Origin of the sequence: Thioclava sp. GXIMD4215, assembly GCF_045291555.1 — a bacterium.
Lineage (GTDB): Bacteria > Pseudomonadota > Alphaproteobacteria > Rhodobacterales > Rhodobacteraceae > Thioclava > Thioclava litoralis.
In genome coordinates this window covers 23,025-34,921 of record NZ_CP149517.1, presented here as the reverse complement: position 1 = coordinate 34,921, position 11,897 = coordinate 23,025, and the positions used below count along the sequence as shown (strand labels likewise).

General features: G+C 59.5%; 10 protein-coding genes. 7 read left to right on the top strand and 3 right to left on the bottom strand.

Annotated features, from left to right (window positions below; all coding sequences use genetic code 11):
- The first annotated feature begins 509 nt into the window (after positions 1-509).
- The 4 genes from WDB86_RS16695 to WDB86_RS16680 all read left to right on the top strand — a co-directional run bounded on the left by WDB86_RS16695 (position 510) and on the right by WDB86_RS16680 (position 4,834).
- Complete coding sequence (locus WDB86_RS16695) at positions 510-989, top strand: PEP-CTERM sorting domain-containing protein (RefSeq protein WP_406737097.1); 480 nt, start codon at positions 510-512, stop codon at positions 987-989.
- A 423-nt stretch (positions 990-1,412) separates the two neighbouring features.
- Positions 1,413-1,820, top strand: a complete 408-nt coding sequence (locus tag WDB86_RS16690; protein WP_406737096.1) for a GtrA family protein — start codon at positions 1,413-1,415, stop codon at positions 1,818-1,820.
- Positions 1,817-3,496 (top strand): DUF6798 domain-containing protein, encoded by a 1,680-nt coding sequence (locus WDB86_RS16685; protein ID WP_339110013.1) that lies wholly within the window; start codon positions 1,817-1,819, stop codon positions 3,494-3,496. Before WDB86_RS16690 ends, WDB86_RS16685 begins: the two co-directional genes overlap by 4 nt.
- 240 nt (positions 3,497-3,736) lie before the next feature.
- Positions 3,737-4,834 (top strand): glycosyltransferase family 2 protein, encoded by a 1,098-nt coding sequence (locus WDB86_RS16680; protein WP_406737109.1) that lies wholly within the window; start codon positions 3,737-3,739, stop codon positions 4,832-4,834.
- 9 nt (positions 4,835-4,843) lie between these two features.
- Here WDB86_RS16680 and WDB86_RS16675 read toward each other — a convergent pair whose 3' ends face one another.
- Positions 4,844-5,917, bottom strand: a complete 1,074-nt coding sequence (locus WDB86_RS16675) for an acyltransferase family protein (RefSeq protein WP_406737095.1) — start codon at positions 5,915-5,917, stop codon at positions 4,844-4,846.
- A 254-nt stretch (positions 5,918-6,171) separates the two neighbouring features.
- On the opposite strand from WDB86_RS16675, the gene WDB86_RS16670 reads away from it, so the two are divergent.
- Positions 6,172-6,921, top strand: a complete 750-nt coding sequence (locus WDB86_RS16670) for a WecB/TagA/CpsF family glycosyltransferase (RefSeq protein WP_330629537.1) — start codon at positions 6,172-6,174, stop codon at positions 6,919-6,921.
- Between the two features lie 3 nt (positions 6,922-6,924).
- Here WDB86_RS16670 and WDB86_RS16665 read toward each other — a convergent pair whose 3' ends face one another.
- Together WDB86_RS16665 and xrtD are read right to left on the bottom strand one after the other, a co-directional pair.
- Positions 6,925-7,872, bottom strand: a complete 948-nt coding sequence (locus tag WDB86_RS16665; protein ID WP_341486047.1) for a sulfotransferase — start codon at positions 7,870-7,872, stop codon at positions 6,925-6,927.
- Between the two features lie 102 nt (positions 7,873-7,974).
- Positions 7,975-9,564, bottom strand: a complete 1,590-nt coding sequence (gene xrtD, locus WDB86_RS16660; protein WP_339110017.1) for a VPLPA-CTERM-specific exosortase XrtD — start codon at positions 9,562-9,564, stop codon at positions 7,975-7,977.
- A 517-nt stretch (positions 9,565-10,081) separates the two neighbouring features.
- Between xrtD and WDB86_RS16655 the strand changes: the two genes are divergently transcribed.
- Together WDB86_RS16655 and WDB86_RS16650 are read left to right on the top strand one after the other, a co-directional pair.
- Positions 10,082-11,305, top strand: a complete 1,224-nt coding sequence (locus WDB86_RS16655; RefSeq protein ID WP_330629540.1) for a glycosyltransferase family 4 protein — start codon at positions 10,082-10,084, stop codon at positions 11,303-11,305.
- Between the two features lie 324 nt (positions 11,306-11,629).
- Positions 11,630-11,848, top strand: coding sequence for a hypothetical protein (locus WDB86_RS16650; RefSeq protein WP_339110018.1), 219 nt, complete (start codon positions 11,630-11,632; stop codon positions 11,846-11,848).
- Positions 11,849-11,897 lie beyond the last annotated feature (49 nt).

Here is an 11,897-nt window from a genome sequence, read left to right as displayed (position 1 = left end):
TGGGGAGAGTGTAATCATGCTGCTGGGCAGTCTTTTGGTGGTGAAACACTTGTTAAGCTAATCTGAACCAAGCTGGTTTCGCCGCAAACGCCGACGGAATGTAACCAGAACGTGCAATGATATGCATGAATTACAGCCAATTTTCTGAATGGTCTACAAATTTAATCATTTTTTAACCTATTAACTCACATGTGGACGCTACGTCCAAAGTCAATCTAGGGCAATTCCTGAGAGTTCACCCTCCATTGAGGGATTTTTAGAAAAAAGATTCTTAAATTCGCCTGTTTCGGCTGCATTTTCTGTAAACCGTCACGGAAAATAAGCATATTTTAGATACACCATCAATTTCCATCAATTTCTCTTGATTCAGCCTGCGCGCACACGACATAAGGGGGCATGCAGGTGTGTTCTGCAGCGCAGTATCATCTGTTTTGTTTCCAAACATGTTTATCCAGACAGCCGAAGCTGGCGCGATCCAGCGGCTGTTCTTCCGGATGAGGGAGCTTTCCATGACGTTTCTGAAAACCGCAGCTATTGCAGCTGCCGTAAGCCTTGGTGCCGGTTTTGCCGCCAATGCGGCTGTTATCGGCCCCTATAGCGGCGTGAGCACGGGGCTGTCGGTCCCCGGGCTCGGGGTCTATCAATCTTTCAGCTTCTCGTTCGAAGTGGCTGAAAGCGGCACGTATCTGTTCGATATCGATGCGCCGGATTCGGCGGGGTCGTTTCTCTACAGCATCAATACCGATGGCAGCTTCGATATGGAGACGGCGGCACACGGGTCGAGCTTTACCTATGATCTGAGCGCTGATTCCAATCCGTCAGGCTATGACTATTCGATGACCGTCGCCTTCCTGTCGACCTCTTCGGCACCGGTGACCGTGACCATCAGTGATGTGCCTGCCGTTCCGGTTCCGGCAGCGCTGCCGCTGCTGGCAGGGGCTCTGGGTCTGGGTGGTTTTGTTGCGCGCCGCCGCAAAAAAGCGGCCTGATCTATCTGGGCTCCTCGGCTCTGTTGCTCTGGTGCCGCCCCTTCGGGGGCGGTGTCAAAAATGGCCAGCTTTGGTTATCTCTTTAACACAAGCCGATATGTTTTTCTGTTACTGACGCATTTTTCGCGTGACAAATCTTTTTCACATTGCAACCCTAGGATGCGTATTTTGCGGCGCCCGTTTTCGGGATGGCTGCGGTAAGTCCCTAGAAATAGTGCCGTTTTATTCTTCTTCTGGGCAGGGGTCGCGCTTGGCAGGGCGATGTCTCTTGTTATTTTGAAATTGAGCGTAGGCGGGGAGGGGATCCGTAGTCCGGAGCACCCGAAAAGCTTGCCCTGCGTCCTTCTCGGAGGTTTTCTGGCAATGGCGGAACCCGCGGAAGATCTTTTTGATGCCTCTGATTGCGGCCCTATGCGGCCTTCCATGCGCGGGATAGGCTTCGAGGCGGTAAGCTTTGCCCTTGTCGGGCTGATCAACACGGCTGTGGGCTATGGCACTATCTTGCTGTTGATGTGGGGCGGGGTCGGACCGGTCTGGGCCAATGCGGGCGGCTATGTGTTGGGGCTGATCACCTCTTTCGTGCTGAACAGCCGGATCACTTTTGCCGCACGCAAGCACCCGCAAAGCGGTTTGCGGCATGCCTTGCGCTTCGTGCTGTGTGTGGCGCTGTGCTGGCTGCTGAATCTCGCGCTCCTTTCGATCGGTCTCCGCCTCTGGCCCTCCTGGCTGGCGCAGGCTGTGGCGATGATCGGGTATAGCGCGGCCTTTTTCCTTCTTGCGCGGACGGTCGTGTTCCGCCCGCCGACCGAACGACAGGAGCGTCCTTTATGAGACTTCTGACCGATCCTGTCGCGCGGTCCGGGCCTGCCGCATTTCTGCTGCTCTGGGCTGCGGCGGTGTTCGTGCTGGTGCCCGAAATGTGGCGCATGGGGTGGTCCGGCAATGAAGTCAATTACTTCGATCTTGCTTGGGCGCATTTCCACCCCGAGTTGTCCGGCCCCGATCATGCTGTGCGCGATGCCTCGCAAGCGCGGGTGGCCAGTTTTGCCGTGATCGGCAGTTTGATCAACCTGTTCGGGTTTGACGGGGCCAAACTTGCGTTGCTGGCGCTATGCCTGCCTGCTCTTGCCTTGGGCTACAGCCTGATGGCCCGTGCCTTTCATCTAAGCCTCGCGGGGGCCACGGTCGCCTTGGTGCTGTTTGTCGCCACCCCGCAATCGCTCTTCGGGCAGGAATGGCTGTTTCAGGGCGTCGAGGCCAAGGTTCTGGCCTATGTCTTCATTTTTCCGGGGCTGGCGGTGGCATGGTCGGACGGTGCCGCAACGCGCATGTTTCCGGCTTTCGCGGCGGCGCTGTGCCTCGCGCTGGCCACATGGATGCATTTCCTTGTGGGCGGGTTCTGGATGCTGGTGGTGCTGGGCATGTTCGCCTTGGGACGCAAGGGGGCCAGAGGGCGGCGCATGGCGGTGTTTTTCGCAATCTATCTGCTGCTGACGGCCCCGCTGGTCTGGATCATCCTTTCCGAGAGGATGGCCGGCGGCACACCCGATATGGCAGGGCTGTCGATGACGCTCAACCAGATCTATGCCGTTTTCCGCAATCCGCACCATCTTGCCCCCTTTGTCTCTATGGGCGAGTTCGCGCATACGTGGTTTCCGGGGGTCCTGATGGCGGCGGTGATCGCGGCTCTGGCGTTCGGCCTTGCGCGGCAGGATCTGTCGCAGGCGCGGGACCGGCGTCTGATGCTGCTTGTCGCCTGTCTGAACCTCTATCTGGTGCTGGCGGTCTGTCTGGCCTTTCTCGACCGCGAGACCCAGCGTTTCGGGATGTTCTATATGTTCCGACCGGGATCATTGATCCTGCTGCTGAGTTTCATGGCGGGGCTGCGCTGGATCACGGCGCGGCTGTCCGATGGCTCGGGGCAGGCGGCGCCCCAGAAGGTCCGCAGGCCGATGCTGCGCCCCGTTCTGGCGGCCTTCCTGCTGGCAGGGGCATGGGTGGCACCGCAATATCTGATGCTGGGTTATAATCTGGCGCATCAGCCTGTGCCCGATCTGGCCCATAGCCTGTCGGCCGAGGATGCCGAGCTGGTCGCATGGATGCGCAGATCGACGCCGCCCGAGGCGCTGTTCCTGATTGCGCCTGCCAAAGGCGACATGCGCAGCGATGCCGACATGCCGCGATTGGGGCTGGAACGGCTTAGCCAGCGGGCAACTCTGGTGAACTGGAAATTCGTGCCCACCACCCCTTCGGAGATCATTCGCTGGTATCGTCTGTTGCAGCTCCGTCAGCAGGTTTTTGCGGGCGATTGCGCCGCGCTGGGGCAGTTGCCGACCTCTCGTCCGGTGGATTACCTTGTCATCGAGCGCAACGGGGAGGGCGCAGCGCGCGACGGCCTGCAGGACTGCACCCGTCCGGTCTGGAGCAATGCCCGTTACAGGGTTTTACAGACTCTTTCTGCGGAAAAGGCGCTGGCGGCTGTGCCGTCCGGCACTGTCGCGCGATAGCAGTTTGCACAACTTTTGGTTTATTTCCTGTTGCCTTGTGTTCTCACCTATTCATACAGCCCTTGAAGGGGGCGTGACCGGAGAGTGATCATGACGCCTCAAACCGAATTGGATCGACCGCAAACCCCACCGCCCCATACCGCGCCGCCTCATGCCGCGCCGTCCCATATCCGGCCCGACGCAAAGCCCGAGGACGGGCGCGCGCGCGCGCCGCAGCAGGACGGCCCGCCTGCGACCCGCATGGCCGTAGGGCCGTTACTATCGGTCGTGGTGCCTTGCTATAACGAGGAGCAGTCCTTGCCCGAGACCCTCAGGCGGTTGCTCGGCGCCTGCGAGACCGTGTGTGGCGAGGATTTCGAGATCATTCTGGTCGATGACGGTTCGCGAGATATGACATGGCCGATGATTGCGCGGATGGCACGGGATGTGCCGCAGGTGGTGGCCATCCGGCTGGCGCGCAATCACGGGCACCAGCTTGCGCTTTCGGCGGGGTTGGATCTGGCACGCGGCGCGCGCATTTTCATTATCGACGCGGATTTGCAGGACCCGCCAGAGCTGCTTGGCCCGATGATGGCGCGCATGGATCAGGGGGTGGATGTGGTCTATGGCCGGCGGGTTGCAAGGCGGGGGGAAACCGCCTTCAAGCGGGGCACGGCCGCGGGGTTCTATCGGTTGCTCAATCATATGGTCGATGTACCGATCCCTGCCGATACCGGCGATTTCCGTCTGATGAGCCGCCGTGCGCTAAACCATCTGCTGTCGATGCCCGAACGTCACCGCTTTATTCGCGGGATGGTCGCGTGGATCGGGCTGCGACAGGAGCCGTTCGATTATATCCGCGAGGAGCGTTTTGCCGGTCAGACCCATTATCCTTTGCGCAAGATGCTATCTCTGGCGATTGATGCCATCACGGGATTTTCGGTGAAACCGCTTCGCATGGCCTCCTATCTGGGGCTTGTTGCGGCTGCAGGGGCGGTTATTTTGCTGGCCTATACCCTGATTTCATGGGCCTTTTTTACAACGGTCTCCGGCTGGGCATCGGTGATGATGACCATGCTCTTTATCGGGGCCGCACAGCTTCTGGTGCTGGGGGTCATCGGTGAATATCTGGGCCGGATGTTCATGGAGGCCAAGGGCCGCCCGCTTTATATCATTGACCATGTCGAGCGTTTCCCTGCCGCATCAGAGCCCTTGGTTGCGGCCGAACGGCGCGGGAGGCTGACACCGCAGGGCCACGCCGAATGGCAGGCTGGCGCGGCTCCGAGGCCCGAGGCGCGTCCCGAGGACCCCAAGGCAACGCCGTCTGCGGAGATGGCGGCGGGGTCGCATTCCGCCTGAGGGTGACGTTTAGGGCGGGCTGTTCCTCTGGCCGTGTTCGGCGCGGTGCGCATCTGTCGCGGTGCGCTTTGTCGGGGCCAGCAACCGCGAGAGATCGCCATTCATAAAGGCGTTCAGCAGGGGCAGCTTGGCGATGATCGCTGCCGCCAGGACGGTGATCACGGAGGCGCTTGCCCAAAGCAGCAGGCCGGGCAGGTCCGGCGGCAGCCATTTGACCGGATGCCCCGTCCAGAGCGCGGCAACCAGCAGCAGCGCCAGCGGATGCAGCAGGTAGAGGGTCAGACTGTCGCGCAGCCCCCATCGGGCCATCCATCGCGGGGCCAGATCAGGCCAGCGCAGCGCGGTGCCCAGAAGGCCCAAGGTGATCAGGGGCACATGCAGGCCCCATTGCAGATCCATCGCGCGCAGTCCCAGCCGGTGGCACACCAGCACCTCGGCCAGACAGCTTGCCATGCCAAGCGCAAGGATCACCAGAAAATGACGGCCCTGCCAATGTGTTAGCCGATGCAGCGCGACCCCTGCCATCAGGCAGGGCAAGCCCGTAAGCTGGCGCAGGGTCACGACCGTGTCCCCGAAACGTCCCGGTCGCAGCAGGTTGATATAGCCTGCCGCGATATTGGCGAAAAGGATGAGGAGACTCAAGGCGATGGCCAGCCGGAAGGCTTTGACCTCGGCGAAAGCGGCATTGGCCAGAAACCCCATGACCATTGCCGACAGGAACCACATGTGGAAATAGCTGCCACGGATCAGGGTTTCGATGTCAATCGACCCGATCCCGCCGCGCCAGACCTGAACAGGCAGGTACAGCACCCAGACCAGCGCGAAAATCACGCAGATCCGTGTGATGCGGGGCAGGGTGATCTTGGCAAAACGCCGTTCGCTATCGGCCAGATAATAGCCGCTGAGCGCCAGAAAGAACGGCACGGCCCAGCGAAAGGCCGATGTCCAGAGGTCTCCGGCCAGCGCGGGCCATTCGGGATAGCGGCCCGCATGCAGCGCGATCACTCCCAAGGCCGCGACCAGACGGAGCGCATCAATCGAGGTATTCCGGCGGGACGGGGACAGGGGCATTGGCGTAGGCATCGGGCAAATCTCTTCAACGTCGGAAAATCAGTGGCGGCGGGTATCGGGGTAATAGGGTTAATCTACACGGCATAGTTGAATGCAAATCAATCTCTTTTTCTGATAGCGCCTTATTTTCCGGTGTTTTATGCGCAGAAAACCGCGCCTTTGACGCGAATGCATCTTTGAAACGCATTGCCTCTTGTCGGCGGGCAATGCCATAATACCTCTTGTGTCCCCTCCCCCTCAATGGGCTCAGTTTCACGGGTATTTCCATGACCGATCTGATTACCTCCTCTGCGCCGGCAGATGCCGATTTCCTGTCTGTGCGTTTCGACCTCTGTTCGCAGCAGGAATGGCGCGACCTCCTTTTCCGCCCCGCAGGCGAGCGGTTCGATTATGTGGTGACGCCCAATGTCGATCATATCGTGCGCCTCGCCCGAGAGCCGGAGATCCGGCCGGTTTATGATGCGGCGCGCTGGCATATCTGCGACAGCCGTATCCTGCAGAAACTGGCGCGGCGGCGGGGGCTTGATCTGCAGGTCTATCCCGGATCGGATATGGTGGCGGACCTGCTGCATGATCGGGCGGCCAAGCGGCTGCGGATTCAGGCAATCGGGCCATCTGCGGAAGATTTCGCCAAACTGACGGCGCTTTATCCCGATCTGGATCTGGTGCGCGTCGAGGCGCCTTTCATGCGGCAGGGCAGCCCCGAATGGCGCGCGACGCTGGAAGCCGTAGAGGCGGTTCCGGCTGATATTTATCTGTTCTGCCTGTCTTTCCCGAAACAGGAGTTTTTCGCCGCGGATCTGAAGGCGCGCGGCATTGCCCGTGGGACAGGGTTCTGCGTCGGGGCCAGTCTCGATTTCCTGACCGGCCATCAGACCCGCGCACCGCAATGGATGCGTCAGGCGGGTCTGGAATGGGCGCACCGTCTGCTCAGCAATCCCCGCAGATTGTGGAAACGCTATCTGATCGATGCGCCGAAGATCTTCGCGCTTTACATGGCGGATAAGCGGCGCTGAAGCTCAGCGCACGCTTTTTTGCTTGATCAGGTTGATCTGGTGGACAAGGGCGCGGTGTTGCCGGTGAAGCTTGAGATGCCGCGTCAGTTTTTCACCGAAGAACAGGCCCGCGCCCAGCTTCTCGATCCCGCCGCGCCATTGGAACATGCGCTGGCGCAGGAAAAGCGTCAGCTTCTCGGCAGAGCCTGGCACATGCCCTTCTCCGGCAGGCACATAGCCGCGCGCAACCAGCAAGGCGCGGGCTTTGCCTTCAAGCAAGGCGATATCCTCTGCCGAACATTTATGACGCCATTGTTCGATCAGCTTGGGATCGGGTGGGTCATAGGTGCTGTTCCTGTGATAGGAGAGCATCTCCTCGTCCCACGGCACATCAAGGAAATCGCAGACGCGATGGAGCTGGCTGTCAATGTCGCGGAACAGGTTCTCATAGGTGAGTTGCAAGGTGTTGGGATCATCGGGGGCAATGCCCGCCTTGTCCCAGGCCGCTTCGGTTTTGATCCAGTGATCCACCCCGTAATAGATATTGCACGACCACCCCATACCGATGGAAGAGCGTGCCACATCACGCGGATCGCGCAGCATGTGGATCAGCTTCACCTCGGGGAAAATGGCGCGGACCTTATCGACATTGCGATGGATGTTGATGGTCATGACCGGCTTCGAGCCGTACCGCGCATCGATCTGGTAGAGGAAATTCTCCAGCAGGTCCAAACCGTCTTTATCGGCAGGCACAATCAGCCCGTAGGCCTGAAAGATCCAGTCGAGGCGCATCTTGTCGATGTCATAGCGCCATTGGGTCGGATGCGAGGGGTCGGGCCAGAGAAAGTCGAACAGGAAATCCAGTTCGCCCGGGTTGGCGATCATCGGGTGGTGGTCCAGCATCAACCGGAAGACCGTCGTTCCCGAGCGTAAGGCACCGTAAACAAAAACGATATCTTTCGTCTTCGCCATGTTATCCATAAACATTCCTCGCGTTATGGTTGTTCTTTGCTGGAGAAAGGACCCTATGGCCAACCCGACAAGCAGGCCATAGGCGATTGGAATGACCCTCCGTCACTGCGGCACGAAGCGCGGCAGCACAGAGTTGACTTCAAGGAACATCTCTTTCAGCCGTTCCTCGGCATGGGCTTGGCTTTCGCCTTCGTTGATGGGGGTGGTCAGGCGCACGAGCGCCCCGTCCGTGCGGCGGATGGTGAAGCCGTCCCAGAGCAGGATCAGCTTGGCTTCCATATCCCATGCGATATGGCGGCCATGACTTTCGAACCAGTAATAGACCATCATCTGCGCTTCGCCCTTCTGGATGATCGCGCGGTTGATACGGAAGGGCTGCTTCAGCCCGACCTCGGGGGCGATATTCACGCGGTCAAGCTTGGCGATCTCCCATCCCGAACTGGGCAGGCAGATTTCTGGCGAGTGGGTGCCGCCCTTCGTCTGGTCGTTATAATAGGCCGAGAAGAATTCGACAGGGGTCGTGCTGCCGGGGCGGGTGAAGCTTGCGCCGTAATAATCATTGGCCCCCAAGGACTGTTCGACCGCGGTATCCAGACGGGCCATCGGGCGCGACTGCCAGTCCTGCAGGTGGCGCGGGAACAGCGCGAAAGGGTCGCGGTCGATCTGGATCGGGGCCGGAGCCGGACGGATTTCCCAGCCAATCGCCGAAATGCCCAGAATAAGCGTGGCCGCGATCAGCCCCTTGGACGGCTCGATCAGACCAAGGCGTTTGGCCTGCGGCCAGAGCCCCGTGAAGTCGAGATCCAGCGCCTCGGGCAGGCTCATCTTGGAGCGTTGCAGCTTCAGCATGGTCCATGCCAGCCCGAACAGGATGACAACCGAGGACATGAAGATGACCCAGCCCTCGAAGAAATGCGAGAACCCTTCCAGATGGCTCTCGCCAAGATATTGCACCAGCCAGCCGGCAATCGCGATCCGCACCGAATTCATCACGACGGTGATCGGGGCTGCCGAGATCAGCAGCACGGCCTTGTGCCACATCGGGCCGCGATAGAGCACGGCGAAGACATAGGAGAAGGACATGATCGGGAACAAATAGCGCAGCCCCGAACAGGCTTCGGCCACATGCAGTTTCAGAACGCCCAGATCGATGATGTTGCCTTCAAGGAAGACCGGCACCTGCAGCAGCCCCAGAAGCGCCACGCCCAGTTCCGAGGAGATGCTCTGCAAAAAGGTCGACAGTTTGTAATACAGCACGCCGGGCAGGGGCAGCATATAGATCAGGTGTAGAACGGGCACCCAGAAATGTTTGCCCTGCGTCCAGCCGAAGCTGATCAGCAGCATCGAGCCGACCCAAAGGATGATCGCATAGGCGACCACATCATCGATCTGCGAGAATTTCCCCAGCGCCCCCAGTGCCACCGCAAAGAGCAGAACGGCAAGGCCGGGCCAGCGATTGACAGGGCCGCGATAGATTGGTTCGGATTTCAGCTCCTGAAAGAACATAAAGGCAGACAGCAGCGGGATCAGCGGGCCGTGGCTGTATTCTGGTGTGGCCCATGCCGTCAGCAGGGCGTCGAAACCTTCGTGGAAATAGACCACGGCGGCAATCGTCGCCAATCCGAACCAGATCAGGCCCAGTGGGGAGATGCGCGATGAACTGGCATCGGTCCCGGCCAGATAGTCTGTCATATTCAATTCCTTATCCGCAATGGGGCCCCAAGAAAAACCGGCAGGAGCGTGCAGGGTATCGGGCTGGCGAAACAATCAACGTTACTATTAACGCATTTTTAACCCAGCTGTGTCCTCTGGGGAAGGGAAGGTTTTGCCGATCGTTGTTTTCGCCCTTTTAGCGCATCGTTTTTGCAGGCTGTTACGGTGTCTTTGCGGCATATGTGGCAAAAAACTTCGTGAACCAGCGATTTGCGCAAGAAAGTGCCGCCGCGCCGATTTTTGAGCAAAAATCCACGAGCCGATATTTTTCTGCCTCATTTTGCGCGGAGAAATGCGCAATTCTGGGCAGAATCGGCAAAAATCCACCTCCCCTCAGGATTGTGGCGCAACGTCAAGTTTGCTACTCTCGGCGCACCTCTTACAGTTGAAGCTATTTACGGCCCCACATCCTGCATCATGCGCGCTGCATGGCAGGGTTTCGTCCTTAACCATTCGCTTCTCTTCTTCCCCCCCCTGACTGCGCGAGGCCTCTCCTATGTCTGATGCATCCCTTTCTTCCCCTATTGAAACGCTTGCCCCACCCGCCAAAGGCAGAGATGTCAAAACGGCCATCGAAGCCCCGCAGAAAACGCTCTATGCCCGGTCCGAAGCGGGAGTGACGCGCCGTGTCGGTGTCTTTGCACCGAATTACGGTCTGGAGCATGTCACCTATGGGATTGACCTGCCCGACACCAAGTTTTCGGGCGTCTATGGGGGGACGGCCCGCCGGTTGCTGAAAGGCAGCTATTGGGATTATTCGCCGTGGGTCTTCGCACCGGGCACGGATCTGGTGCATACCTTCAACCATATCCCCTGCAATGGCGACTTTGTGGTCAGCTATGAACTGGAGCTGCCGCGCACTTTGGGGCAGTGGAGCGATGCGCAGCTCAAGCGTTCGCTGGATCGTCTTTCAAGCGACCGCTGCCGTGGCATCCTGCCGCTGAGCGAGGCGGCAAAGGCCTATGCCACGCGCCGTTTCGAAGACTGGGGGTATGGCCATCTGGTGGACAAGCTGACGCTGTTCCGTGGCTGTGTGCGCACGCCCGATCCACTGCCGGTCGCGCCGGAAAAACGTGAGGGGCCGATCAGGCTTTTGTTCATTGGCGGTGACGGGCTGCGCAAGGGGCTTTGGGCGGCGGTGACCGCGGCAGAGCGGCTGCATGCGCAAGGCATGGAGATCGAGCTGACCGTGATCGGGAAGGTGACCGAGCGGAGCTATGTCGTCGGAGGCCAGCGGATTGCAGGAGAGGAACTGTCGCGCCGTTTGGCCGACGCACCCTTCATCACGCATTATCAGACCCTTCCCAATGCGCGGATCTGGTCGCATTTGCGTCACTCCGATGCGCTCCTGTTCCCTACGGTCGATGAATCCTTGGGCTGGGTGACCATCGAGGCCGCGCTATGTGGCGTGCCGTCGATTGTTGGTGGGACGTTCGCCCAGCCCGAACTGGTCCGGCATGGCGAAACGGGGTGGATCCTGCCGATGGAGGCGGATCGTGACGGGCGCTGGATCCATCTTGCCGGTCCGCAGGCGATGGAGGCGTGGCCTGATCTTATGGAGAGTTTCGCGCAGGGGATCGTGAAGGCCGTCACCGAGATTGCACAAGATCGCGGACGGGCCGTCGAGATGGGCAAGCGCGCCCAAAGCTATCTGCAAGCCTATACCCATCCGCAGGCCGCGGCGACGCTGGATGCGATCTATTCCCAAGCCTGCCGGTGAATCACTTTCACACGCCTAACGAATGCATCGCCCCTTCCCTTCGCGGTTAGGGCGATTTTTCTGTCCTGCGTCGCGGCGGAGTGTTTCTGGCGCGATGATCATAACTTGTGCGCCGTTAACCTTTTAATGGTGAGAAATTAACGAATGTGACGGGCGCAACCGGCCGATGCTCACGTTCCCGTGATAATTTCTAATTTAAGCGAAATATTGCGTAAAAGAGATATGTCCGTGATCCGGCTTTGGGGCTATTCTAGGATCAGGATGGCGCGCGGATGCGATCCTATGTGGGCCATGCAAGGCATGGTGGGGTAAGGAACGCGAGGAATGGAGGATGTCTTGGGACGGGATGTCGCTCTGAACAAGCCGGTCGCAACATCGGCATCTGATGCGCAGGGGCTTTGCCTCGGAGGTGCTGGCACGACCAGACGCGCGAAGCTGTCCGGTTACAAGATCGGATCGGGCTGGTGGATTCTGCCTGCCGCCTTGCTTGGCTTGATGTTCTGGATCGCCCTTGGATGGGCGGTCGTTTCGCTGTTTTTCTGAAATTTGAGGACCTGCCCTCAGAGGAGTCCTCTGGGGCAGGCCCGTATGC